At 54.1% G+C, this 23,628-nt stretch carries 27 protein-coding genes; 25 read left to right on the top strand and 2 right to left on the bottom strand.

Annotated elements, in window-relative coordinates; translation table 11 throughout:
- The first annotated feature begins 399 nt into the window (after nt 1-399).
- The 18 genes from AK2_RS15195 (at nt 400) to AK2_RS15110 (ending at nt 14,699) form a co-directional block, all read left to right on the top strand.
- Entirely contained in the window at nt 400-1,359 is a 960-nt protein-coding gene (locus tag AK2_RS15195; protein WP_067936530.1) for a tyrosine-type recombinase/integrase, read from the top strand.
- A gap of 13 nt (nt 1,360-1,372) precedes the next feature.
- Nucleotides 1,373-1,579 carry a helix-turn-helix domain-containing protein gene (locus AK2_RS15190; protein ID WP_067936526.1) on the top strand — a complete coding sequence of 69 codons (207 nt, stop codon included), beginning with the start codon at nt 1,373-1,375 and terminating at the stop codon, nt 1,577-1,579.
- A complete protein-coding gene (locus AK2_RS15185) occupies nt 1,576-1,818 on the top strand; it encodes a hypothetical protein (protein ID WP_067936523.1) in 243 nt (80 codons plus the stop codon). Before AK2_RS15190 ends, AK2_RS15185 begins: the two co-directional genes overlap by 4 nt.
- Nucleotides 1,815-2,075, top strand: coding sequence for a type II toxin-antitoxin system RelE family toxin (locus AK2_RS17890; RefSeq protein ID WP_067936518.1), 261 nt, complete (start codon nt 1,815-1,817; stop codon nt 2,073-2,075). The genes AK2_RS15185 and AK2_RS17890 overlap by 4 nt, the downstream gene beginning before the upstream one ends.
- Nucleotides 2,076-2,093: 18 nt before the next feature.
- Nucleotides 2,094-2,876 carry a ParA family protein gene (locus tag AK2_RS15175; protein WP_067936514.1) on the top strand — a complete coding sequence of 261 codons (783 nt, stop codon included), beginning with the start codon at nt 2,094-2,096 and terminating at the stop codon, nt 2,874-2,876.
- Nucleotides 2,857-3,291, top strand: coding sequence for a hypothetical protein (locus AK2_RS15170; RefSeq protein WP_067936510.1), 435 nt, complete (start codon nt 2,857-2,859; stop codon nt 3,289-3,291). The genes AK2_RS15175 and AK2_RS15170 overlap by 20 nt, the downstream gene beginning before the upstream one ends.
- A 33-nt stretch (nt 3,292-3,324) precedes the next feature.
- On the top strand, nt 3,325-4,221 hold the full coding sequence (locus AK2_RS15165; RefSeq protein ID WP_067936507.1) for a hypothetical protein: 897 nt from the start codon (nt 3,325-3,327) through the stop codon (nt 4,219-4,221).
- Nucleotides 4,222-4,335: 114 nt separating this feature from the next.
- The gene (locus tag AK2_RS15160; RefSeq protein ID WP_067936502.1) at nt 4,336-4,545 is read left to right on the top strand and encodes a helix-turn-helix domain-containing protein; all 210 of its coding nucleotides are present in this window, start codon (nt 4,336-4,338) and stop codon (nt 4,543-4,545) included.
- Between the two features lie 153 nt (nt 4,546-4,698).
- Complete coding sequence (locus tag AK2_RS15155) at nt 4,699-5,547, top strand: bifunctional DNA primase/polymerase (protein ID WP_067936499.1); 849 nt, start codon at nt 4,699-4,701, stop codon at nt 5,545-5,547.
- Complete coding sequence (locus tag AK2_RS15150; protein ID WP_067936496.1) at nt 5,544-7,367, top strand: DUF927 domain-containing protein; 1,824 nt, start codon at nt 5,544-5,546, stop codon at nt 7,365-7,367. The genes AK2_RS15155 and AK2_RS15150 overlap by 4 nt, the downstream gene beginning before the upstream one ends.
- 266 nt (nt 7,368-7,633) lie before the next feature.
- Complete coding sequence (locus AK2_RS15145) at nt 7,634-9,016, top strand: DEAD/DEAH box helicase (protein ID WP_067936493.1); 1,383 nt, start codon at nt 7,634-7,636, stop codon at nt 9,014-9,016.
- Nucleotides 9,016-9,300 (top strand): hypothetical protein, encoded by a 285-nt coding sequence (locus AK2_RS15140; RefSeq protein ID WP_067936490.1) that lies wholly within the window; start codon nt 9,016-9,018, stop codon nt 9,298-9,300. The genes AK2_RS15145 and AK2_RS15140 overlap by 1 nt, the downstream gene beginning before the upstream one ends.
- Before the next feature lie 26 nt (nt 9,301-9,326).
- Nucleotides 9,327-9,752 carry an ArpU family phage packaging/lysis transcriptional regulator gene (locus AK2_RS15135; protein ID WP_169794810.1) on the top strand — a complete coding sequence of 142 codons (426 nt, stop codon included), beginning with the start codon at nt 9,327-9,329 and terminating at the stop codon, nt 9,750-9,752.
- Nucleotides 9,753-9,834: 82 nt separating this feature from the next.
- Entirely contained in the window at nt 9,835-10,263 is a 429-nt protein-coding gene (locus tag AK2_RS15130) for a terminase small subunit (RefSeq protein WP_067936481.1), read from the top strand.
- An 18-nt stretch (nt 10,264-10,281) separates the two neighbouring features.
- Nucleotides 10,282-10,560 carry a hypothetical protein gene (locus tag AK2_RS15125; RefSeq protein ID WP_067936477.1) on the top strand — a complete coding sequence of 93 codons (279 nt, stop codon included), beginning with the start codon at nt 10,282-10,284 and terminating at the stop codon, nt 10,558-10,560.
- A complete protein-coding gene (locus AK2_RS15120; protein ID WP_067936474.1) occupies nt 10,553-12,211 on the top strand; it encodes a tape measure protein in 1,659 nt (552 codons plus the stop codon). The genes AK2_RS15125 and AK2_RS15120 overlap by 8 nt, the downstream gene beginning before the upstream one ends.
- The gene (locus AK2_RS15115; RefSeq protein WP_067936471.1) at nt 12,202-14,193 is read left to right on the top strand and encodes a transglycosylase SLT domain-containing protein; all 1,992 of its coding nucleotides are present in this window, start codon (nt 12,202-12,204) and stop codon (nt 14,191-14,193) included. The genes AK2_RS15120 and AK2_RS15115 overlap by 10 nt, the downstream gene beginning before the upstream one ends.
- A gap of 80 nt (nt 14,194-14,273) precedes the next feature.
- Nucleotides 14,274-14,699: a phBC6A51 family helix-turn-helix protein gene (locus tag AK2_RS15110; RefSeq protein ID WP_067936467.1), complete on the top strand. Its 426-nt coding sequence runs from the start codon at nt 14,274-14,276 to the stop codon at nt 14,697-14,699.
- A gap of 1,133 nt (nt 14,700-15,832) precedes the next feature.
- Here the strand turns inward: AK2_RS15110 and AK2_RS15105 are convergent.
- Nucleotides 15,833-16,111: a hypothetical protein gene (locus tag AK2_RS15105; RefSeq protein ID WP_067936463.1), complete on the bottom strand. Its 279-nt coding sequence runs from the start codon at nt 16,109-16,111 to the stop codon at nt 15,833-15,835.
- A 14-nt stretch (nt 16,112-16,125) separates the two neighbouring features.
- Nucleotides 16,126-16,356 (bottom strand): hypothetical protein, encoded by a 231-nt coding sequence (locus AK2_RS15100; RefSeq protein WP_067936459.1) that lies wholly within the window; start codon nt 16,354-16,356, stop codon nt 16,126-16,128.
- 147 nt (nt 16,357-16,503) lie between these two features.
- On the opposite strand from AK2_RS15100, the gene AK2_RS15095 reads away from it, so the two are divergent.
- The 7 genes from AK2_RS15095 to AK2_RS17885 all read left to right on the top strand — a co-directional run bounded on the left by AK2_RS15095 (nt 16,504) and on the right by AK2_RS17885 (nt 22,985).
- Nucleotides 16,504-17,010 carry a hypothetical protein gene (locus AK2_RS15095; RefSeq protein WP_067936456.1) on the top strand — a complete coding sequence of 169 codons (507 nt, stop codon included), beginning with the start codon at nt 16,504-16,506 and terminating at the stop codon, nt 17,008-17,010.
- Between the two features lie 67 nt (nt 17,011-17,077).
- A complete protein-coding gene (locus tag AK2_RS15090) occupies nt 17,078-17,542 on the top strand; it encodes a hypothetical protein (protein WP_067936454.1) in 465 nt (154 codons plus the stop codon).
- 66 nt (nt 17,543-17,608) lie between these two features.
- Nucleotides 17,609-17,884: a hypothetical protein gene (locus tag AK2_RS15085; protein WP_157076379.1), complete on the top strand. Its 276-nt coding sequence runs from the start codon at nt 17,609-17,611 to the stop codon at nt 17,882-17,884.
- A gap of 373 nt (nt 17,885-18,257) precedes the next feature.
- Nucleotides 18,258-19,538, top strand: a complete 1,281-nt coding sequence (locus AK2_RS15080) for a helix-turn-helix domain-containing protein (protein WP_245632942.1) — start codon at nt 18,258-18,260, stop codon at nt 19,536-19,538.
- 134 nt (nt 19,539-19,672) lie between these two features.
- A complete protein-coding gene (locus tag AK2_RS15075; protein ID WP_067936448.1) occupies nt 19,673-19,876 on the top strand; it encodes a hypothetical protein in 204 nt (67 codons plus the stop codon).
- A gap of 1,944 nt (nt 19,877-21,820) precedes the next feature.
- On the top strand, nt 21,821-22,546 hold the full coding sequence (locus tag AK2_RS16990; RefSeq protein WP_157076378.1) for a helix-turn-helix domain-containing protein: 726 nt from the start codon (nt 21,821-21,823) through the stop codon (nt 22,544-22,546).
- Entirely contained in the window at nt 22,470-22,985 is a 516-nt protein-coding gene (locus tag AK2_RS17885) for a toxin-antitoxin system TumE family protein (RefSeq protein WP_369406157.1), read from the top strand. The genes AK2_RS16990 and AK2_RS17885 overlap by 77 nt, the downstream gene beginning before the upstream one ends.
- The last annotated feature ends 643 nt before the right edge of the window (nt 22,986-23,628 follow it).

Genomic DNA, 23,628 nt, shown 5'->3' with positions numbered 1-23,628 from the left:
CTCGGCCAGTAGAGCCAGCATCTCCCGCTCTTCCTCCGTGAGGTACACCGTGAGCCGGTGCGTTCGTTTTTCCGCATCTTGTTTAGGTGGCCGCGCCAATGGATGCTCAACTCCTATTTGACTGTTATTTACCTGTATATATACTATTCCATCCGTCCGGATTACGTAAGGTTTATTACATGTAAAAAGCAGGGACCGATCGCGGGGGCACACATCACGTATTCCCCCGCGGTGATATCCTCTCAGCATCTCTTAAATTACAGGTTAAAAACATTAGTTGTTGAATGCCCCCCGCGCCAACGCCCTAATTCCCACAAGTGTAATTGTCGGTATTAGAAAACTGTTGACAACTAAACATAACTCAAATACACTCAGAGCAAGAAGAACGGGGGTGTAACCGTGAACGAGCTGACGGTCAAGGGTCGGGAGACGGAGCTCACCCAGGCGAGTCTGATGGAGGCATTCGCGGATTTCCTGCGCTTGGACGTGGCGAACGGCGACGCCTCGATGGACACGATACGCGGGTATAAGACCCAAGTGGCGCAATGGGTTGCTTGGTGCGAGGAGAACGGCATCAACCCCAGCACAGCGACCTCCGCAGACGTCAAGGCGTATCGGTTGCACCTTGTACAGAACGGGTATAAGGCGTCGAGCATTGCGTACAAGCTCACCATCATTCGGAGATTCTACGCGGCGGCGGTGGACAATGGGTTGCGTCCGGACAATCCGGCGTCCGGCGTCAAGCCACCGAGGGACAAACGGGCCCAGGATGACTTTCATTACCTGACGGAAGTTGATTACACGCTTTTGCTTCGGGCGGTCGGTAAAGGCCAGTCTGAGAAGGGATTACGTGACAAGGCGATTATCGCCATGATGGGGTTGCAGGGCCTTCGCACCGTCGAAATCGAGCGCGCCAATGTGGACGAACTGAAGATAAACGGGGAAACGGTTTCGATGTTGATTCGCGGGAAGAACCACGACCGAGTGATTTATCTGCGCCCCGACGTTGCGGACATCCTGTGCCGGTACCTGGACATTCGCAAGACGGTCCACCCTGACGAGAATGGTGTTCCAATGTTCACGGCCTGTGGAAATCGTGCCGGCGGCCAGCGTATCTCTCGTCGTGGTGTGCGCCAGGTGATCGACTTCTACCTGAAGAAGGCGGACCTCAAGCGCCCGGGGATTTCTGACCACGCGCTCCGCCATACCGCGGCCACCCTGGCTTACAAGTACACGCAGGATCTGCGCGGGGTGCAGGAGATGTTAGGGCATGCGGATCCAAAGACGACCGCCCGGTATGCCCACGTGATTGACCGCATGCGGAACAACCCGGCCATGGCGATTCAGGTGCAGCTGTAGGGGATGGGATCTCATGAGTGACAGCCGCTTGGATATTCAGTTTTACACCCCGCAAGAGGTGGCCGACATGCTGCGACTGCGGGTCACCACCGTGTATGAGTACATTCGCATGGGGAAGCTGAAGGCCGCACGCTTCGGTAACCGGTATCGCATATCACAGGAAGATGTTCAGGGCTTCATCGAGTACATGAAGTCGTTTTCGGGGGGGAGATCTCAATGAGTCGTGAGGATTTACACCGTTTGGTGAACGAAATTCCGGACAGTGAGCTGAATGCCGCACAGAGGTTCCTGGAGTTTCTGCGGGATGTTGATCCAGTACGTAAAGCCCTAGCTGCAGCGCCGGTGGACGATGAGCCAGAGACGGCGGAAGAGATCGAGGGAGTTGAAGAGGCTGAGGCTGATATCCGGGCCGGCCGCACAATGACCACAGACGAGCTGAGGCGAGAACTCGGACTATGACGTACAGGGTGGAATGGACCAGGCGGGCCCTCAAGGACATGCGGAGATTGGACAAGCCTACGGCCAGCCGGATCATCGCGTCTGTAGAGACATTCGCAGCGACCGGACGCGGTGACGTGAAGAGATTGACTAACGCAGGCGTCCAGTATCGCCTTCGTGTGGGCGATTGGCGAGTACGCTTCACCGTTGACACAGAGGTTCGGATTCTGGCTGTTTTACGCGTTCTCCCGCGAGGCGAGGCATACAAGGATATGTAACGCGGAAGGGGTATTCACGTGGCTGTTACAGTCAGTTTTGGCATCCAAAAGGGCGGGGCCTCGAAAACGACCACTGCTGGCATATTTACGTATTTGCTGGCGAGAGACGGTATGCGCGTTCTGGCCTGTGACATGGACTGCCAAGGGAACCTGACGGAGCTCATCACAGGAATCGCGGCCAATGAATTCTACGAACGGACCGTGCTGGAGGCGATTCAGGAGAAGGATGCGGAGAGGTTCATTTACCGCGTGAATGATTCCATCGACATTTTGCCGGCCAACAACCTGCTCAGCCTCTTACCGCGGTATCTGTATCAGACGTTTGGGTTCCACGACCCTAACATTTACAACGTCTTGTCCGACATCCTCGGGCCCATCAAGGACCGGTACGATTGGGTTGTCATCGACACCCCGCCGGCGCTGTCGGAAGCCACCATGAACTCTTTGGTGGCCAGTGACTACGTGGTGGTGATGTTCGAATCATCCCAGTGGTGCTACTCCGCCATACCCAACTTCCTCGAGTCTGTGCTCCTAGCCCAGAAACTGAACCCGCGTCTTCAAGTCGCCGGCATTCTCCGGACCCTGAATGATGTGCGGCGCGCGGATGCCAAAGCCTTCAACGACCTGATCGGCGAGGAATACCCCGATCTGGTGTTTGAGACGATCATCCGCCGGAAGGCGGCTACCGGGCGCTTGGCAATCAACGGCTTTGATCCTGAAAACAAGGAACTCCTGGATGGGATCGAACAGTACGAGGCGTTCTACAAGGAGATGATGGCGCGTGTCACAGTCACGCAGTAGAGACACCTGGAAGGACAAGATTCAGAGGCGCAACACTGCGATGCGTTCGCCCACGGAGCAGGCTGTATTTCCTATAGGGATCCCGGAACGTGCCGTTGAGGACGAGCAAATCAACAAATCAGCAGATGTGCAGAAAGTTGCTAGTGCAAAAGAGCAAAACAGCAAAACTACAGAACAGCGAAATGTTGCAAACGCAGAACTGCAGAATCATGCTGTCGCAAACCAGCAAAATGATGCTGATGCAAAAGAGCAAAACAGCAAATATGCAAACCTTCGTCGGATTACGTTTCACATCCCCGAAGAAGTGTTCAAGCAACTGAAGATGATTGCGGTAGAAGAGGACTTGACTATGTTGGAAATCGGGGCACAGATGGCTCGTGAATACGTGGAACGAAAGCGGACCCAGAGGTCTTGAATTCTGGACCTGAGGTATGACGGGGGTGATCACGTGGCGTACTATCGGCAGGTGACTTTGCCTTATGCACCTTCTGTGTTCACGAGTCTGCCTCATTTTAAAGCAGTCAAGGAGTTCTTGTTGGCCATCGAGCGCTTACAGCCAAGCGTTCTTAAAGACTTACGTGCCCTTCGCTCACTTTGCACACTGGATGTCTTGAAAGTGTTCTGGCGGGCTGATGGAGCATGCGTGTGGTCTGCTCTTGCCGAAAGCAGCTGCCCGGATTGCCAGATGCTCAAGGATGCGATTGAGGATTGGGCGGCCAAGTACAATCTCCTCGATGACAGAAAACTGTATGTTGAGATCGGACTAAAGGCACTCGCAGACAGCTTTTTGAAGGACGGCTTGTTATCGATCGCTTTACTGCCAGGTGTCTTTGGAGGCATGAGCGAGACAGCCGAAGCCGTTCTTTCTTCCCGAACAGTGACGTCTTTGGTGAACGGTATATCACTGGACGAACGTGCCGGCACCGATATGGCTGGACCCTTTGAATTTCCGTTTCAATTCACCTACCGGGAGGATTTCAACGGAACCGGAATGGCCCCGGCAGGTTGGGATCCGCGAGAGTCATGGGATGTGTTTGAGGAGAGACTCAATGCGCAGTTTGAAGCATACAAGGCGTTCTATCGAAAGGCAGTTACGGAGCAAGCTGAGAAGAATGGCTTTATACCTGTGCCGAACAAAGAAGAGATTACCCACTTCGAGTGGTTGGTCCTTTATCAAATTCGAGGCATGTCACAGCAGCAAATCAGAGTGTACCTGAAACACAGCGGTATTTCTCGTACCACACGAGCCATCGGTCAAGGCATACATGAGGCGGCGGAACTCGTGCTGCTGCCTTTAAGGCCGGCCGGAAAAGGTGGGCGCCCCTCCAAACGCTCCCCCCAATAAAACCCCGAAATTGCAACGCGGAAAGCTCAATTTCCCCGAAACCCAAAAATATTTTTCCAATTTCTGTTTTCTGCGTGTCTCCGACCTGCAACAATCAGGTTGGAGGTGCTTTGTATGACCGAGAAGCTGCTGAGAATCCCCGAAGTAGCGCGGATTTTGGATGTACCTGAGGAGTGCGCCTACAAATTGGCCCGTCAAGGGATCATCCCAGTGGTCCGCGTTGGTCGGCAGATTCGAGTCCATGAAGGCCAACTGAACCAATGGATTGCCGCCGGTGGACAAGCCTACCCCGGCGGCTGGCGCAAGCAAGCGGTGGCGAACTAATCGCTCGATTGTATGTCCTTTGACATGTTCACAATCCTCCGTCGGCATAGTGCCGCGGCGTAGAGTCGGAAAGCGCACGATACGCGCCCAGCTGACAGCGCAGCGTACTGCGGTAGAAGCACGCAGAGATGTTGGTGGGAAGGAGGCATCATCATGGACAAAAAAGGAGCCCCCGCGCCACCCGCGGGGACGAGGTCCGAAACAAATCCAGTTGGGCCAATTATACCACAGCAAGAAGCATTTGAACGGGCGTATATCGAGCGTTTTGGTCTCGCCATATTCCCCGTTAAGTCACGGGACAAGATCCCGATGACGCCGAACGGATTCAAGGATGCCACGCGCGATTGGGCTACCTATGAAAGCCTGCACAGAGGTCGGCCGCACAATGTCGCAATGCCGACGGGTCCGGTCAATGGGTTCTTTGTTTTGGATATCGACCCTCGCCACGGCGGTGATGAGACGCTCAAGCACCTGGTGGAGCAGTACGGTTCGTTGCCGCCTACGTGGCAAGCCGCCACGCAGAGCGGGGGTGTACATTACTTCTTCCGGTGGGATGACCGATATCCGGCGGTTACGAATCGGGCCAACGTGCTTCCGGGCATCGATATCCGGGGGGACGGTGGATACGTCTTGGTGGCGCCGAGTCGGGTTGAAGGTACGTACAGGTGGATTCGCTCGCCGGCGAAGTTCGAATTGGCACCGGCTCCCGATTGGTTGTGGACGCTGTTGGACGCGCCATCGAGGGCGAAACGGTCTGTTGATTTTAGTCATTACGCTGCCGGCATTTACGCTGGAGAGCGGAATGAGTCGTTCGCCCGGATCGCCGGCACCCTGCTGGGCCGCAATATCGACATCCAACTAGCATGGGCACTCATCAGGGCATACAACCAAGTGTACTGCAATCCCCCGCTGGATGAATCGGAACTGCTCAAGACGTTTGAGTCTATTGCCAACCGAGAACTGGCCAAGCGCGCGCGGCGTACTAGGGGGCGGACAGCGTGAGTCAGCAGCAGATGCCGGAGAAAATCGTGCAGCTGGCCGAACGGCAGAGGCGTATCAAACAGCAAGGTGAAGAGGTGCCGGTTGGAGAGTTGGTGAGCGACGCCCCCGTTCCTGACTTGAAAGTTCCAGCACACTACTCTCTAGACGCAGAGCACACGTTCAAGACCAGCCTCAATGAAGAGGGCGAGGTCACGCGGCGAATCATCGCCCACAGCCCTATTCTCATTACCCGCATTCTGCGTGACATTGACCTGGACAGGGAATCGTGGGAACTCTGCTGGCGGCGCCATGGCGAGTGGCGGTACCAAATCGTTGACCGCGACATCTGCGCGGACTCCAAGAAGATTGTGGGATTGTCCGCTTACGGATTCCCGGTCAACTCAACGAATGCACGCGGGATTGTTCAGTATCTGGATGAATTCGAGGCCTGCAATTTAACTCAGTTGCCGATGTCCCGTGTGTCCGGACACCTCGGATGGCAGGGGAAAGACGGTTCACTGGGTTTTTTATTTGGCCACACATGGATACCGGCCTCGGAAGATGGATGTGAAGTTGCATTTCGAGGCGTTGATGCAGGTGATGAGCAGATTGCAGAGGGCTATCACACGGCGGGGGACATTGACGAGTGGATTCATGCCCTCGCCCCCGCAATGGAGCACGATAGGGCGCGACTGGCGTTCTATGTGGCCTTCACACCTGTGCTCCTGCACATCACCAAGTGCTCAAACTTTATAGTTGATTTTTGCGGTAGGACAAGCACAGGGAAGACCACGCTTCAGCGGATCGCGGCCAGCGTGGTCGGCAATCCGGACGAGAAATCGGCGGATTCTGCCCTTGCAACTTGGGATTCAACCAGGGTGTTCATTGAACGAGCCAGTGCCGTTGTAAGTGGCCTGCCAGTCATTTTGGACGACACCAAGCGGGCCCGAAACGGAAAAGTCGTGGCGGACATGCTTTACACGGTCGCCAATGGCCGTGGGCGTGGGCGAGGAAACGTCAAAGGCATCTCACGCACCGGGACATGGCGCACAGTCCTCATCTCAAGCGGAGAGCAACCGGCGACGTCGTTCACCAACGACGGCGGCACACGCGGCCGCGTGCTCGAAATCAGAGGGCTACCGTTCGGCGGGAACGATGCCAGCACCAGGCGCATGGTGGAACGTTTGAACATCGACCTCATGCGTCACTATGGGCACGGCATGCCACTGTTCGTTCGTTGGCTGATGAAACATCGAGATTCGTGGTCGGAATGGGCCGATCAGTATCGCGATTCCATCGCGCACTATGCGGATCGAGCCAACGACGCGGTAGCCGGCCGTCTCGGTGCATATGCGGCTGCTATCGACACGACTGCTGCCCTGGTCCATGTAGCCTTTGCTGCTGAAGGCCATCCGCTCCCGTGGGATTATAGCGACCCTCTTGAAAGGCTGTGGGAGGGCATTGTACGCGAGGCCAGCGACCCACTGGGCGAAGAGGAGGCGCTTCGGGATGTGATGTCATGGGCAATGAGCAATCAGCAGTCGTTTTATGGCAGACACGATGAAGTGACTTACGGAGAGCCCAAACAGCCAAATGGTGGTTGGTTGGGGCGTTGGGAACGGGGCCCTACCTGGAGATGCATCGATTTCGTGCATCACCAGTTGGCATATTTCTTGACCAAGCAGGGCTATAACGCAAACGAGATTTTCAACGCATGGCGCGAACGTGGCTGGCTGGATGTCCCGGCAGGCCAGAAAGGCGTACAGCAACGCAAACGTATTAACGGGCAACGCCAATGGTTCGTCGTATTGAAACGCGAAGCAGTGGAGTCCATCGAGTAAGTGGACAAAGTGGACGGCTAGTGGACGCTTAGTGGACGGAAAAAAGCTTGATATATCAAGGATTTTCATGAAGTGTCCAGTTGTCCACTGAAAAACATGTTGGTTCTATACGCGCGCACGCGCGAGGAGAGATAGATATACATCGAAAAATCGGTGGACAGGGTGGACAGGTGGACAGGAAACGAAAAACCCAGTCGTGGCGCGGTTTTTGGGACTTCTGGGTGTCCACCAAGCGTCCACCTTGTCCAGTAGGAGGCAAAAAATCAGTGGTTGAGATAGTGATTTCGAACCAAATCGAACTGGTGACACGCGAATTGCCGGACGATCTGATAAACGGGATTGCACAAGATTTGACGTTACGCAACCCGGCGTATGACACCGCCTTAAAGCAAGGACGAAAGCCTTATGACCTCGAGGAATACATCAGACTGTACCGATTCGAGGATGGGCGCATGATTTTGCCGCGGGGATACGGCCGGCGTCTGCAAGAGCGTTTGATGCGGTACAAGATTCGGTGGTCCGCCAAGGATCATCGCTTGGTGCTGCCGCCGGTAGACTTCGGCTCGCGCATCAAGTTGCGTGACTACCAGGCCCCCGCGGTCGATGCCCTTGTCAGATATCGCCAGGGTGGCGTGGTTGCACCGTGCGGCGCCGGGAAGACCATGATTATGCTGGCAGCGATGGCGCGTATCCGGCAGCCGGCATTGTGGGTGACGCACACGGTGGAACTGGCGGAACAGGTGATTGAGCGGGCAACCGAGGTGTTAGACATCACCCGAGACGAAATAGGTCGCTTATACGGCGGCCAGCAGGCCGTAGGAGAGCGTTTCACGGTCTGTCTAGTACAAACCCTTAACAAACTCGATATCGACGCTCTGAGGGGCAAATTCGGGGCAATCCTGGTGGACGAAGCGCATCATCTTGCGGCGTCCACTTTCTTTTACCCAGTCGGGCAGTTCCCGGCGATGTATCGACTGTGGGCCAGCGCCACACCGGAGCGGTCCGATGGCCTGACGGAAATGGTCTTTGCTGGGGCGGGCCCCGTTCTTCACGAAATCAACCAGGCTGAGGTTCCTACAATCATTCCCCGCCTCGAGGTCATCGAGACGAATTACAACGTGCATGACGAGGATTACGTGCGGTTGATCGGTGATCTCATTCGCAACCAAGAGCGAAACGCCTTGATTGTACGTGCCATCGCGGAGCGGGCTCGGGGGCATTATTCGCTGGTGCTGTCTGACCGTGTGGAGCACTTGGAGACCTTGTATCGCATGCTACAGGACGCGTGTCCGGACATGTCCATCGAGATTCTGACCGGTTCGATGAAGAAGGCAGAACGCGCGGAGGTGATGGCTCGGGTGAAACGGAGGGAAGTGGACATCCTGCTTGCGACGCAGTTGGCCCGGGAAGGCCTCGACATCAAGCATCTTGACCAGTTGTTCCTGACGACGCCCAAGCGGGCTGCGGGGGCTGTTCAGCAGGAGGTCGGGCGCGTCATGCGTCCGGACACCGGCAAGACGGACGCTTTGGTCGTGGACTTCTGGGATTCGCGCAGCCCCATTCTGAAGGCGCAGTTCTGGAAGCGTCGTGAGGTCTACCGGAAGTTAGGCATGAACACCAGATTCAACACACGAAGGGTGGCGAGGTAATGGGGAGAGCGCAGCGCGACAAAGGCGCTAGGGCTGAACGCCAACTCGCCAAACTTCTTGGCGGTGAGCGGGTGCCATTGTCCGGCGCCGCAGGAGGTTCGTACACGGGCGACGTCATGGCTCTGGGGCTTCGATGGGAAGCAAAGGTTCGCGGAGACGGATTCAAGCAGTTGTACGGATGGCTTGAAGGGAGGGATGCCCTGGCCGTAAAGGCCGATCGCAGCGAATGGCTTGTGATCATGCCGATACAGACGTTTTTAGGCTTACTGGACAAGGGGATGTGAAACCGAGTGGGGGGATGTGCGTGCGCTTGGCAAAGGAAACACGGCGGGCAGTCATCGAAGCGCTGAAAATGTGCGCCCTTTATGAACGGATGGTTTTTCATCCGGGGTATGAGCCACGGATTACACCGTCCTACACGCTGGCCAAGCCGCAACAGACCAATTGGGAGTACTCGACCACGGAGGAGACTGCTCGCAGAAACTTAGAGACCGAACAGCGGCGCCGGGCGCATGTGGAATGTGTACGGGGAGCCATACGGGTTCTCAGCGAGACAGAGAGAGACGTTATTGAACGGCGGTATTTTCAAAGCATGAGCACTCCACAAATCGCCATGGAGCTCTATATGAGCGAACGCTGGTGTCAGGCGGTATGCCAGCGTTCACTCATCAAATTGGCGATTGCCTTGAACTTGCTCAGCCCGGAAGAGGAACGGGAGGCCGCAGCGGTACTGTAGTCTGAGGCTTATTTTTTATCCGTTAGATGCAGTTTTGTAATACCGACAATTGATGTTATGGGAATAAGAGGTGATATCGAGCATGAGCCGATTTAGCATCCGCCAGCAGGCGTTCTGTGAGTATTACATCGAGACAGGGAATGCCACGGAAGCGTACCGGCGAGCAGGCTACAAGGCGGAGGGAGATGCAGCTGCCACAAATGCCAGCCGGCTGTTGAGCAACCCGAGGATTCAGGAATACATTTCCGAGCGCATGAAGCAGAAGGACCAGGAGCGCATCGCCTCCCAAGACGAGATCCTCGAGATGCTCACGTGCGTGATACGAGGAAAACTCACTGAGCAGGTTCCGGTCGTGTTTCAGGACGGTTTTGAGATGGCGGACAAGCAACCCAGTCTCAAAGACCGCATCAAAGCGGCCGAACTGCTGGGCAAGCGGTACATGATGTGGACTGACCGACAGATGGTGGATGCGAACCACACTGTGACGTTTATTGACGATCTGGAGGACTGAAATGGAGGCGGATGTCCAATGAACCAGTCCGAAAATAGCGTGGTATTGGAAAGAGAACAGCTACTTCAGAGGTTGAATGTCCTTGAGGAAAAACTCCGCCAAATCAGCCGTGCGCTGGATAGATTGGAGGCCTCGGAACCTTCGGCTTCAGGAACCGGGCGCAAGTATCGCAGGGAAGTCGCCCGATGGCTCGAGAAACGTGAGCGTTATAACAACGAGTTTAACGCTGTGCAGGCTGAAGGCAGAGCCATTATGGCCCGCTTAAAGGAATTGGGGATGAAAGTCGTAAATGGCTGAGGAAACATATGTTATCGAAATCGCCGTTGAGGCGCTGGATCAAACCAAAATGGGTCTGGATGAAGCGGAAAACCGGCTCTCCAAGTTCGAACAGAACGTGGCTCGGTGGAAGCAGCGGCAAGATGCCCTGTTTCGGACTCAGCTCACTCTCAAGATTCGGGCGATAGACAGTGCTTCGAAAGTCATCGACCGTATTTTTTCTAGAGGCGAATCCTTAGCCCGGTCGCCGTTTAAAGTCACCATTAAGGCGATTGATTTAGCCACATCGCCCATTCGCGGCGTGATGAATCTGATGAGCTCCTATCAGGCGATGATGGCCACTGCTGCGGCCGCAGGGGTAGGGTATGCGGGCATCGCTTGGCCGATCAAGTTGGCCGACAATCTGACTTCCGCGACGCTGGGATTCCAAGCAATGCTCAACTCCGCCCAGAAGGCTAAACAGTTTATGTCTCAATTGCAGGACTTTGGCCGTATCACGCCGTTTAGTACTGATGACCTCATCAGGGATGCTCAGCAGCTCATGAATGCCGGATATGGCTACAAACAGGTGATCCCGCTGTTGCGTGCCTTTGGTGATGCGGTGTCAGGGACCGGCGGCAATGTCAATAACATGAATAGCGTTATCCTTGCGCTATCGCAGATGGCCAACCACGGCAAGGTTGATGCACAGGACATGTCGCAGCTCACCAGCGCCAATATCCCCGCGTGGCGGATTCTCGCCCAAGAAATGCACAAGTCGGTCGCCGAGGTGCAAAACCTCTCCCAAAAAGGGAAACTCGAGGCCGGACCCGCAATCCAAATGCTCGAAAAAGGACTCGAACGCATTTTTGGCGGGTCATTAGAGAAAAACGCGACCCTCACGGTCGGCGGTATTCTGAGCCAATACACCGACGCATTTAAGCAGTACATCGCCACGCCCTGGGGCCAAGGTTTGCAACAAGGGCTGTTACCTGGACTGTCTAAGTTCAACGATTGGATTGATAAAAACAAACATTTGCTGGACCAGTGGGGCAACACGCTACGCCACTGGGGGAAAGAAGGAGCTGAGTGGCTGACAGGCAAGGTGAAAGAACTTATTGCTGCCGTAGAGCGTCTTACTCACAGCCAAGCCTGGGCCAATGCTCCAACGATGTGGGACAAGCTTAAACTGGCTTGGGATGATCTCGTTGTCGTGCCGTTTGATAGATGGTGGCATGGGAAAGGCCAGTCGGAAGTTGCTCATATGGCGTCCGAGGTCGGCAACTTCTTTGGATCGATGCTCAACGGGATGATTATGGGAGCTCTCGGTATCGCAGGTGGCAAGCCCATCCACCATACGATGGTCGTTGATACGATGCCGGCCCAGGTCCCCAATGCGGATCTAATGCGACACCTCGATCCCATGCTTCAGCGGCAATACTTGAACGCCCTGCAGAAGGCGAACACGCACATCGTTGACTCACAGCCCTGGATTGACGCGGGGCAAACGGCCGGATCGGCCTTTTTCCATGCGTTCTCCAAGGCGTTCAACGCTGACCAGATTGCGCATGGACTCGTCCAAGCGTTCCGAAACATCCAGCCGTCGTTTTTTGGCGGTAAAACGCAAAGCACCGGCGGAGATGTCTTGTCAATGCTCCTAGAACCGGCGGAGATGTCTTGTCAATGCTCCTAGATATGTGGCTGCTCTCTAAAGGGTGGAAACTGGGGCGCGGCGTTGCCGGTGGTGTCAAGGACGTACGCACTCTCTCCCGTGGAATCTACGGGGGGGTGAAGTGGATTCGTCGCTTTTTCGGAGGCAAGGGTGGCCCTGGTAGTGGCACCGGCAGCAGGATTTTAGCTGACGATGAACCGCTTCCGACCAAGAGACCGATTGGGTTTGAGACTCCATCGTTCAAGTCCATTGAGAATACCGTCGCAAAGTCCGACGGTTTCCTGGGGAAGTTGAAGGTTTTGGGTAAGGCCGTCGGTCGTCGCATCCCAGGGCTCAATCTGCTGTTCGGTGGCTTGGATGTGTTAAGTGCAGTCCGAGCATCCAGCCGCGAGGCCAAGTGGAGTGGCGTGGGTGGCGGCATTGGCAGCACGGTCGGCTCCATCGCGGGCGGCGCGCTGGGTTCGTTCCTGGGGCCGGTCGGAACGTTCGTCGGCGGATATCTCGGCGACATGGTTGGAGGTCTGCTCGGCCGCAACATCGGTCGTGAGCTGAGCAAGGTTCCCTGGGGGGCCATCGGCAAGGGCATGGGCGGGGCTTTGGACCGGATAAAATCGTTCAGATCGAAAGCTGGGCAATACATTTCGGATACCGTGTCCAACATCGAAAAGCGCATGAGACCGATGTCCACTCGTGTATCTGACTGGTTCGGGCAGATGCGCGACCGCGCAGTGGACAAAATGACATCGTTCCGAGACAAGGTCGGTGACATCGCGGGTGGTATCTGGTCCCATATGGCCGGGCCATTGCAACGCGCAGTCAACGGCGTCGTCGGATTCGTCAACGCCATCATCAAGGCCATCAACTGGGTGGCGAGCAAGTTCGGTCTGGGGACGATTCCGCTGCTCGGCGGGGTATCGCTATTGGCTGGCGGGTCGGGTAGTGGCAGTGGCGGCAGCGGTGGAAGCGGTGCATCCACCGTCAACCTCGGAGGCCATAAGGTATCTGCGTTCGCCAAAGGCGTGCATGACTGGCGCGGTGGCCTGGCGCTGGTCGGTGAGGAAGGGCCCGAGCTGGTGTATCTACCGCCTCATAGCTCCGTCCTCCCGAACCGGCAGACTCGAAAGCTCATCCCTGGATTCAAGGATGGGGTGGGAAACTTCTTCGACCAGGTTGGAGACGTGTTCAGCCTGTTGATGAAAGGCCCGAAGGCATTGGCGCAGGCGGCCCTGAACCAGTTTGCGCATCCGCCACAGCTTCCGGGTGTGCTCTCTGACCTTGGACCAGCACTGATGAAGTGGGCCACCAATGGCTTCGTGAGTTGGATCAACAAGAACCTGCCCAAGATCTCGCTGGGTGGCGGCGCGGTGGCCAACAGCAAGCAGGTGACCGGGTGGCTGCTGGCTGCCCTGCAGGCGACGGGCGCACCTGCATCCTGGTTGCCTGGCCTGCTGAAACTCGTCGGAGCTGAGTCGGGCGGCAATCCCAGCGCGGTCAACCGCCAGTCCGTCGGTGGCCAGCATGCCACAGGTCTTCTTCAGATGCTGCCGTCTACCTTCGCCGAGTACTCGATAGGTGGCAGCATATTAAATCCGGTCGCCAATGCGGCCGCAGCCATCCGATACATTGAGGCCCGGTACGGCAGCGTATATAACACACCGTTGTTCAAGGGCGGCCCATATAAGGGCTACGCGAAGGGCGGGGTCATCACGGAGCCCATCGTGGGCGTGGGTCTGAGCACTCACACCAAATACCTCATGGGCGAGCGTGGGCCGGAGAAGATTACACCGCTGCACAAAGATACGCCTCTGACGGTGCCGGCGCAGGGTGGCCGTGGACCGGTCAGTGTATCCGTGGGAGGCGTCACGATTTCGGTAACTGCGTCTGGTGGCAACCCGGACGATGTGGTGAAGGCGCTGCGCGACCATGCGGACGAGATCGCTGACGAGATCGCCATCCGCATCGAGAAGACCTTCGCTAACTTGCCGCATCAGAAGGGGGCGTGATGTTCGTCCACCCGCTTATTTGTGTAATGTGAGGCGAGTGGTTTTTGGGTGCATGAGTTTAAGGTTCGGGAGGGATAACCATGACAAAAGCAGTAAAAACCAGACAATTAAGCGTCGAACAGGAGAATGCTATAGACCTGCTGTTGATGGGGAAGAGTGACCGTGAAGTGGCGGAAGCTGTTAGCGTGGCTCGACAAACAGTGTGGGAGTGGCGCAATCGGAACGCCGAGTTCATGGCGGAGTTGAACGCCAGACGACAGGAGTTATGGGGTGCGCAAGTAGAACGGATGCGCCAACTTGTGGCCAAGGCGGTGGACGTGCTGGAAGAGGACCTGCACCAAGGAGCGGACGCCAAACTGCGGCAATCGGCGGCCGTGCATATCCTACGTGCTGTGGGACTGTACGGCGCAGACTTGAAGCCTAGTGGTCCTACTCAGCCTAATGATGTTAAAAATGCACTGGAGCGTGACGAATTCATGCGAGAACTCATGGCGCAGCTCAGTTAACGTCATCGCTCGCAACCTGGGAATCGCAGAGAAGACTCTGTACGAGTACAGGGCCAAGTATGGTGAGTTTTCACAGGCCCTAAAAAAGGGGCCGAGATGAAGCTGACGTGGAAGTGGAGAACGCGCTTATGTTCCTCAATGAGAATGGCAATCTGAATCCTGGTGTGTAGGAGGACAATCTGTGAAAGCTGTGCCCGAATAGTACAAGAGTAGGGTAAAAGTTGGGTGAAATCCCCCCGCGGCTCCTGCAGGGGAAATGAAAAAGCCTGGTGAACCGTAACGTCCACCAGGCTTGTCTTATTCGGGCTCAAAATAATTGCCGGCACTTGTCCAGAACCCGGGACAAGTCCGGTTCTTTCAGTTCTCCCAGTCAGCGTCCACGATTCCACGTACCACATGGTTCCCTTCATCCCACTGAGAGAACCACTCACCCTGCTCCTGGGGGCTCATGGCGATGACGCCCGACGGGGAATGAAGGATAGAATGTTGGTTATATATGAAAATCGTGGCATCAGCGATTTTTCGCCCTGGCGCATGCCGGAATACATGGGCATAAATCCAATATCTAAGGGCTTTCTCTAATGGATTTGAGAGATGCGATTTTGGTGAGTGCGGCAATAGAGTAAGGCGGGTGCACGCATACATGACAAAAGGCAACGAGTCGTGTGCCATTGGTTGAAATCGTGACGGTCCTCAATGTTCGGAGGAAACGAGGATCAAGAACGATGTCCGAAATGCCCTTGGCAGCCAAGGGCTTGTGGGTGAAGTTAGCCCATCCCATTTCAACTATCGGCCAATGAGAGCGTGGAGGGCAGAATGTTTTTATCCATCCTCCACGCGACGTGAAAGAGGCACCCGCCCCCGCGGGGGTTGCTCAGATTTGAGCAAGCTGGGCGGCGGTCGGAACGATAAGCGTTAAGGGGCTTAAAAGATGTGGAGAATCTAATACCCACTGACTTTCCGCCGGAAAATCGGGGTTTAAAAATCGCGGAAAGTCTTGAGAACATCGGCAAACTGCTAGTTGGAGTTCTCCAACGAAAAGGGTCGAGGTTGGGGGGCTCAACATTTTGTTGAGTCCCCCAACGTCTCGGAGTACATCATAAGTACGTACCGCTTGGCGAGGTCACAGCAGACTACTGTATGTTCTGCACCCACTTTTTCAATCTGCGCGCATCTACATCCGGCCGGTTCAGATACGTTTGGGGCAGTTTCACTAGGACCGATTCCGGCGGCAATCCGGCCGTTTGGCGGGCATCCTCCAGGCAAACTAATGCCGTCCGCAAATCAAGCGTCCCAGGGAAGGTCTTGAACTCGTAATCGTTTATCTTTACATGTACCGTGAATTCACCGGCTTCATCCGGGATCGCCAGGAACCGAACGTGTTCGGGCATACCATCAAAAGGATTGAACATGGATACAAACCTCCTTACTCTTCACCTCGTGGTTTAGCGACGACGGTATACCCCATAACCGCCGCAATTCGTTTGAAATCCTCGATTCGCAACGCCCCTCGCGTCACAGCCGAACGAAGCGTGGTCTCCTTCATGTCCAGGGCACGCGCAACTTCCGCGAAGCCAGATACACCCGATTCCGCCATCATGACGCGAAGTGCTGTCTTCATATCGGTTGTACCTAAATCGATCTCATGCTTTGCCACTATACACCCCCCTTTCATGACTCGTTGCAATCATAACATATTCGTTGAAACGACGCAAACAAAAACGAAACGACGAATATATAGTTGACACCGACGCATATTGCGTCGTAAAATGTCGTCAGAGGTCGATGAGAGGAGTGAACGAGCATGAGATATTCACCCGCTCAGCTCCATGACATTCGCAAAACGGTCATGCTGCTGGCGCACAGCTTGCGAAAGGCCAAGGGTTGGAACATGAGTGTGGCGCTGCGATGGGCGTGGAAAATGGTCCGGAGCGAGGTGGTGACGCATGTAGCGGGGGTGACGTTCGGCCGTCGTCAGGAAGCGATTGACCGGCTCATGCGGTACAACGCTCGGCGCGTGGTATTCACGCTGCGGCGCACGCCGAATCAGTTCGATGAGAACGCTGTTGCGGTTGACGTAACGGTGATTGGGAAAGGGACGGTGCAGATGGGATTTCCGCCCCGGCACGTGGTTCAGTTGCTCGCCTCCGCAATGGACAAGGGTTGTTGCCCGGTGGTGTACGACTGGCATGTGACGGGCGAACAGACACACGGTTTGCGACTCAGTCTGTCATTGGTTCCAGGACTGGTCACAAAAGCAGCAGGCACCCCCCGCCGCCAAGCAAGTGGTGCCCGCATTGCCATTCGATAACCGCCAAATAAGGCGGCAGTCCATATTTTATGGGACGCGCCGTTTGGTAGCAACGGAGGAATGATGAGTGATCGACATACATTGCCCCGATTGCGGTCATCTGGACATGAAAATTGTGGTCAGCAAAACGGAGGGAAACAGGATCGAATTGACGAGCAAAACAAGTCTCACAAATCACACAAACAAAGTTCTTGATGCGCTGCTGGAGATGGTTGAGCGGGAAAGAATTCATCTCTGCTATATGCGGTTAACGCACGAAAAGCGGCCAATTATGGGGCTAAATTTTTTCGATACCGGCAGAGGGTCGTTCATCATCCTTGATGAGTCCGTAGAACAAGACGACGTCATGCATATCGCTGTGCTGGCTGAGGAGTTAGGACACCACTTCAAAACAAGCACCAACATGCTGAAGGACGATACTTTAACGGTGCTGGAAGGCGAAGTTGACGCACTCCGATGGGCTGTAACATTTCTGGCGTCACATATTGTTCGTGAAGCTACAGGCTCTTGCCGCCAGGTGCAGGATGATTGATGCCATATGACGGAACCCGCGGGCATGTGTGCGCGAATGAATATCAGTGGAATAGGGGGGATTGGGATGGATGATATGACCACCAAGATTTTGTGCCTAACTGTCAAAATCTCTGAAATCTACAGCGTAGACCCACGAGAACACATTGTAAATGGTCGATTTGATATGGCTTCGTGGTTTGCCGAGATTGCTTGTCACATAGATACGGATATTTTGAAAAGTTATGTGAGAGCTCTATCCGAACCAGCCGAGCCAGGCTTTTTCAACACCGTAATAGGGGGGCATATTGTCCAGATTTTGCGAACGGAGCTTCAGCAAAGAGAGCAGCAACCTTGTTCGTGATGTGATGTATGGAAAATCTCTTTCCTCTTCCTCGGAGGGACACAACTATATTTTGGTTGATTGCAACTGTAGTCCATGATAGATTCAAGATAACCGAATAGGACGGATGGGCAAATTAAAAGCCTCGTACACGGTTGCCGCCACGTACGAGGCGCGTGCCCCCTCGATGCTAGCCCCATCGAGAGACGCTTTAGAACGCATCACTCAGATGCCCCTGAGTGTGCGTTGTTTTCGCGACCATTGTATCGCAGTTTAACACAATGAGCAATCGCGAAATCAGCAATTGGACGAATCAGGTCCGGCTCTCATGGTATGCATCGGGCATCCATGGCAGCCGGACTTGTCGTTTTTCGGGCGGGGGGGAGGTGTGCAAGTGCCAGAAGTCAGCGCATTGTCAGTGGTGTCAGAGCAATCGGCCCTAGAACACATATTGCGCCATCACGCGGGGGCCGATGGGTGGATTACGATTGCGCGGCGTGAGGGCGATTCGTACAAGCAATACCACTATCGAGTGGACGAGCTCCCCAAGGTGCTGTCTGAATGGCTCGGTACGGACGTCTATTTTTCGCAGAACACATTCTATCGGCCCTCTCGGAAAATCGAGTACATACGGCAGCTGCGTGCGCTCTACGTGGACGTGGACTGTTATCTCCTGAACTTTGATCCAGATTGGGTCATTGGCGCGATGGAAGCGGAGCTTTTCCGGCGCAAGGTGCCGGAGCCGAATCTCATTATTCACTCAGGGCGTGGACTAGGTGTGGTATGGCTCATCGAGCCCGTTCCCGCTCGGGCATTGCCCTTGTGGCAGGCCGTAGAGAACTATCTCGTGCGGCAGTTGACTGAGTTCGGTGGAGACGCGAAAGCATCCGATGCGGCACGGATCCTGCGTGTGGCGGGCACCATCAATTCAAAGAGCAATGAGCCAGTGTTGGTCCAGTACCGGCATGACTATCGGTATCAGTTGCGCGACATCGAGCGCGAATACCTGCCCCCGCTATCCCCCGCCAAACTGCGCGAGAGGGGCAATACAGACGTCAGGATGCACCGGAAGATGTTCCGTGTGCACTCGTTACACTATGCCCGTCTGATGGACCTTGTACGGCTCTGTGAGCTACGGAAATGGCATATGACCGGCTATCGAGAAGTGACACTGTTCTTGTACCGTTACTGGTCATGTTGCTTCTTGGCGGACCCGGATGAGGCGCTACGGGGTACGCTGGAGCTCAACGAACAGTTCACCGAACCCCTATCAGACCAAGAGGTGATCCGCGCCACCAGGAGCGCAGAAAAGGCGTGGCAGGCCAAAAACGACGAAGAAGCTAACAGGATTGCACGAGAGAAGGGGTATCCAGGCGCCGGGTACAACATCAGCAATACCAAGCTCATTGAGTGGTTGGACATCACAGAGGATGAGCAGCGACATCTTGAGACCATCATTGGCCGGCGAGTGAAGTACGAACGCAATAACCAGAGGCGCTCAGAGGCCCGTAGAGCGGCCGGAAAAGCGACCCGTGAAGAATACCTTGCCGAGGCAGAAAAACGCCGTAGAGAGGCGATTAGGCTTCGTAGCGAAGGAATGAGTTATCGAGCAATCGCTAAGGCGATGAACACCAGCCTAAGTCAGGTTCAACGCATGCTCAAATCGGACAAATAGGGTGTACCCAGGTTGTGCTCTTTATATTATGGGGCGAAGCCCTGCTCTTCGAATGAGCAGTTCTGCTTCACTGTAGTGGCGTCTGCAGTGGTATTCGCAGGTTGGGGATATCTTTGATAGAGGGGGAAAGACCGGTGCACGACCGGACTAAGGACATGGAGCTCCAGATCGGCGGTACAAAGATCCGCGTTGTGGCCCCTCAGATTAGCGAGGAGGAACGTAAGCGCCGGGAACAGGCGGTCGCCATGGCAGTGTATCGGTGCGTAGAACGCCGGTTGTGTCGCAACAACTCGGAGGGTGATGTTGACGTTGCAGGAAGTGATGTCTACCGGCGGTGAGGCTGGAACTGGCGGATCGTTAGGGGACTACGCAAAAGTGCGTAGTCCCCTACTACAGAAAAGAAAACTACAGGTCACAGTTGTTTCTCAGCATATGCGTAGGTGTGGGAATTGGACTTTTTGGACGCCCTAAAAAGGCGCGGCCGCGGGGGGTATCTTGGTGAGCACGATTTCGTGCAGTCCTCAGGTGGGCACAAAATTGCGCTTACCTGTCCCTACCAACGATGCAACAGCACAAGAGCAAGGGTCTCGCCTGTTAGCAAATGTTAGTATCAGGAAGGCCGTCGAAGAGGCTGACAGCGGTGGTCTAAGTCTGACGGCCCGATGGGGAGTCCACGTATCCGTGGAGTGGCAAACCGAACATCGATGTTCGATTCGCCAATTTTGGAGAGACGGGGGATGTGCATGCGTAGGCATCATAGCCACTGGCCTGGGTAGATGAAGTCCATCTTTGCGCTGGTTCTGGCAGGCATATGGATAGTGGCTGTGGTGGAATTGATTTTCTGAGGGTTCCCCAAGTTGCGGATACCTTGGCAAACTGAAACTCGAGTTTCCATTTGGTTCAGGTGCAGAGGGGTGTCCACAGTGTGGACGCCCTTTCATTTGACCGGTACAGTATACCGCTCATCTGCAAAACGGGACATTGATGTCCCACTTGGTGAGTCCAAACATGGACTCAGCGAACACAAACCCCATGCAAGGGTGTGAGTACTGCTCACTCCCTTGGGACACGCTCAGCCAGCTGAAACACCCTCAAAATTGCGGCGGTTGATGCCGATTACAGGGGGAGGACGCAATTTTGCGCAGTCTCCTTACAAGCCGCCGAAACGCCATTACAGGGCGTCGACATCCCATATGGTAATCATCGGACATAAGATGAAATGCGCCTTAAACGCCAAAATAAAGCGCTTACATAACATTGACCGATAGAACGCCATGCGTATGCACTAATCCGTATCCCTTGACCATCAGAGGGAGTTGCTACAGAAAACTACAGGTCGAATGGCGTCGGCAATACCGACATTATCCTGCTTGTGGCATGTTGACAAATGTTAACATCAAACCACGCTTCGAAAAGATGACATGCTAAGAAATGCTAAGGTCTGCGACCCCCAAATCGAACATCGATGTTCGGTTTCTGAAGCGCTCAATTCAAAAGGGTGACGCTCCCCAAAGTTGGGGCGGGTTGGCGGGTTCCCTTCCGAGGTTTCCGAGCCCCTAAAAAGGGGCTTCCAAGTTAGGAATACCTTCTGATGGTTGGTTACTCAGAACATGAGTACCCATCCTGACATTTTGGACGCCCTAAAAAGGGGCATTCCTGGATTTTGATGAATCGCCCATCAAGCGAATCAATTCGGGCTAAAAAAGATGGATGTACAGCATTGGCAATATCGCGACGTCGCGACATTTGAACTTCGGAGATTCTTGGCAGTTTCCCAACCTGTTGGGAAGAGGGTGTAGTTTCAACCGACACTCTTGTGGCGTAACAAGCGTAACGAACGGTTGGGAGGCGTAACGCTACTGATTTTCCGGACGCAGTAAAAAAGGCAGCGCGCGGGGGGAGGCGGCAAATCATCGTCCCCCTGGTGGGTTGTGACCGTACATCCCGGACGAGCGAACCTGACAAAACCTGCCTTCTGTTTCCCTTAACCGAATCGAATCGCTGTTAAGTATAACGAAGCGATACGAACGAGCTGAAAGCGTAACGTCGCCGAATTTCTGGACGTAGTAAAAAAGTCGTGATCGCTTGTTCAAGTACGATAACTCTCCTATAGCGGGTAAGTGCCCTTCGGAACAAATGAATAGGGCCCATTCTGATGGCCGATACTGCGGATAGTTGCATATCGGTTCATCTTGGTTTCATAAGTATTACAGTAAAAGTTTCTGTTGGTTGCACTTTGGGGGACAGGCCCTTAGAATGGAGGTGACTAAGAGGTGAAATGGATGATCGAACAACTGGAAAGGGATCTTGCGGTCACGGAACTGAACAATTTTGTTGAGGACCTTTTAAAGCGTGATCCTGAACGGGCCCGAGCTGTCTACCTTGTTTTACACAATCTTGTCCAACGGAATGTTGTAATGGATCCGGTTGAGAGACTCTATTCGGAAACGATGGGTAGGGCATATGGAGAATTGGCTGTTTCTTCCGCGCCTGCTGTTGTTGCTCCTCCGGTTCTCTCGCCCGAGGAATTACGCGCTCGGTTACATCAAGTTGTAACAGAAGTAGTCGAAAGTGCTGTGATCATACCACGTAGGGTATTTACGACTGGGGAGGTCGCACGTGCTTTTGGCGTTTCCATCCCTGCAGTTCGTAAGTGGATACAGACTCGCCGAATCAGCCATGCCTATCAAGCAGGGCGAAATAAACGAGTAGTGATTCCGGAAGATGCGGTTTGGAGAACTCTAGATGGTCGGACTTTACGTGTCGGTGATGTGGTACGTAACGCTGAACGGCGTCGTCGTTCGGAAAACCAAGTCACGCCAGCAGAGGATTTGGTAAACGCTCGTCAGCAATTGATGCGCTTTGAAAAGCACTATCACGGAAAATACGAGCAAACTCTCGGCGCCCGTCATGAGGAGACCTTGACGCCGGATGAACAACGGGATGCCGCTGAATGGCGGTTTTTGCTCAGTGTCTTGGAAGAGGATAATGGCGGGCAAGAACAATAAATGGAACAAAATTAGGGGTCGACTTCAGCCGCCTCCAGAAGAGTTTACTGACTTCGGTCTCCTCGAAGAAATCTTTTCTGGAAATCCAATTATGACAATCCTACAGGGGGACGGAAGTACGTTTCCGGAAGATTCATCTACTCGGCGTCGCACGATTACATTCATAGATGGGAGCCGCTTACGCTGTACGGAAAGGCGAGTTGCGGGGAAGTTCTTCTATCATTACGAGTGGCAAAATCAAGATGGAACCAAGAGGCTTGCGTGGGGCAGTGAGGAACATGGAGATAGACGATATCAAACCGAAACCGAGCCGTTTCATGTTCATCCACCTAACGCCATGCATGGAATGGACAGACTCACAAATGGATTTCATCGCGACTTATTTTCCATCGTTGAATTCATTCAGTATTTCATTCTGATACAGTCTTCTCAAGACTGATGAAAAGGTTGGGGCGTAATGGTATATTCATTCAAGGAATTGATACATGACAATGATTTTCTGACGTTGAAAGGGAACCGTTATTTATTATCTGATTTACATGTCATACCAGAAGACCGTCAACCTAATGTATACAATGTGATTAATGGTAATCAACTTCTGTGTCAATTTGTTGTTTCTCCGGATGAGATATATGACTTTTATAAGTTTCATAAGTTGATAAGAACTAAAAAGGAACACGAAGAAAGATTTTAACAGGCTTCAATTACCCATATCTTCTATTAAGGAGATAAGAAAGAGCTCCCGGTTACTTCAAAATGCCTTATTGATCCCCCCGTGAGTTTTCTAAAGCAGTAAAAAGGGTGTGTATTTCAGTGCACTCCCTATTTGAGGGTACCAACTGATGCTCTTGACTGTTCCCCAACAGGTGGGGAATGAGTTTTCCGACGTAGTAAGTAATGTTTTGTACATGTAACTTTAATGGCCACGATGAACAATCCCCTCCCACGTTCGAGCGAGGTTCCGTTCACTCCTACAGACTGGACAGATGTCCGGCTGGAAAGGTTCCGTAGACCGGACCCAAAAGGCATGACCACGTTGACAAAGGTATCCTTTGAGCCACACCTGCTCCTCCTTCATTACT

The sequence above is a fragment of the Alicyclobacillus kakegawensis NBRC 103104 genome, from assembly GCF_001552655.1.
Lineage (GTDB): Bacteria > Bacillota > Bacilli > Alicyclobacillales > Alicyclobacillaceae > Alicyclobacillus_G > Alicyclobacillus_G kakegawensis.
The sequence above is the reverse complement of the archived record's forward strand: the minus strand, read 5'-3'. Positions and strand labels throughout refer to the sequence as shown.

Excerpts from the sequence above, each read along its gene's own strand:
- AK2_RS17890 (WP_067936518.1), top strand. The coding sequence starts at position 1,815 with ATGACGTACAGGGTGGAATGGACCAGGCGGGCCCTCAAGGACATGCGG.
- AK2_RS15190 (WP_067936526.1), top strand. The coding sequence starts at position 1,373 with ATGAGTGACAGCCGCTTGGATATTCAGTTTTACACCCCGCAAGAGGTG.
- AK2_RS15095 (WP_067936456.1), top strand. The coding sequence starts at position 16,504 with ATGAGATATTCACCCGCTCAGCTCCATGACATTCGCAAAACGGTCATG.
- AK2_RS15130 (WP_067936481.1), top strand. The coding sequence starts at position 9,835 with ATGAGCCGATTTAGCATCCGCCAGCAGGCGTTCTGTGAGTATTACATC.
- AK2_RS15110 (WP_067936467.1), top strand. The coding sequence starts at position 14,274 with ATGACAAAAGCAGTAAAAACCAGACAATTAAGCGTCGAACAGGAGAAT.
- AK2_RS15120 (WP_067936474.1), top strand. The coding sequence starts at position 10,553 with ATGGCTGAGGAAACATATGTTATCGAAATCGCCGTTGAGGCGCTGGAT.
- AK2_RS15105 (WP_067936463.1), bottom strand. The coding sequence starts at position 16,111 with ATGTTCAATCCTTTTGATGGTATGCCCGAACACGTTCGGTTCCTGGCG.
- AK2_RS15125 (WP_067936477.1), top strand. The coding sequence starts at position 10,282 with ATGAACCAGTCCGAAAATAGCGTGGTATTGGAAAGAGAACAGCTACTT.
- AK2_RS15115 (WP_067936471.1), top strand. The coding sequence starts at position 12,202 with ATGCTCCTAGATATGTGGCTGCTCTCTAAAGGGTGGAAACTGGGGCGC.
- AK2_RS15140 (WP_067936490.1), top strand. The coding sequence starts at position 9,016 with ATGGGGAGAGCGCAGCGCGACAAAGGCGCTAGGGCTGAACGCCAACTC.
- AK2_RS15155 (WP_067936499.1), top strand. The coding sequence starts at position 4,699 with ATGGACAAAAAAGGAGCCCCCGCGCCACCCGCGGGGACGAGGTCCGAA.
- AK2_RS15185 (WP_067936523.1), top strand. The coding sequence starts at position 1,576 with ATGAGTCGTGAGGATTTACACCGTTTGGTGAACGAAATTCCGGACAGT.
- AK2_RS15160 (WP_067936502.1), top strand. The coding sequence starts at position 4,336 with ATGACCGAGAAGCTGCTGAGAATCCCCGAAGTAGCGCGGATTTTGGAT.
- AK2_RS15085 (WP_157076379.1), top strand. The coding sequence starts at position 17,609 with ATGGATGATATGACCACCAAGATTTTGTGCCTAACTGTCAAAATCTCT.
- AK2_RS16990 (WP_157076378.1), top strand. The coding sequence starts at position 21,821 with ATGATCGAACAACTGGAAAGGGATCTTGCGGTCACGGAACTGAACAAT.
- AK2_RS17885 (WP_369406157.1), top strand. The coding sequence starts at position 22,470 with ATGAACAACGGGATGCCGCTGAATGGCGGTTTTTGCTCAGTGTCTTGG.